We start from the raw sequence: 341 nt of genomic DNA on the forward strand, positions 1-341 counted from the left end.
CGCCGACTCGCTGTTCCGGGTGGGTTGGGTGCCGGTGGAGCCGGTGGTGGGTGCGGTGGGTGAGGTGTCGGTGCTGGATGTGGCTGGGGTGTCCGGTGGCGGTGGTGGTGTGGTGGAGGGTGTGCATGCGCGGGTGGTGGGTGTGCTGGAGCGGGTGCGGGAGTGGCTGGCGGGTGCCGGGGGTGGAAACGCGCGGTTGGTGGTGGTCTCGCGGGGTGCGGTGGATGTGGCGGGTTCGGGGGTGTCGGATCTGGCCGCCGCGGCGGTGTGGGGGCTGGTGCGTGCCGCGCAGTCCGAGCACCCCGACCGGCTGATCCTGGTCGACACCGACACCGACACCG

1 protein-coding gene is annotated in these 341 nt (G+C 73.0%); it reads left to right on the top strand.

Going from position 1 to position 341, the window contains the following annotated elements; genetic code table 11:
• On the top strand, positions 1 to 341 hold a 341-nt coding region (locus OSB71_RS24385), incomplete at both ends, for a SpnB-like Rossmann fold domain-containing protein (RefSeq protein WP_265950967.1).

It is taken from the genome of Streptomyces marinisediminis (genome assembly GCF_026262575.1).
Classification (GTDB): Bacteria; Actinomycetota; Actinomycetes; order Streptomycetales; family Streptomycetaceae; genus Streptomyces; species Streptomyces marinisediminis.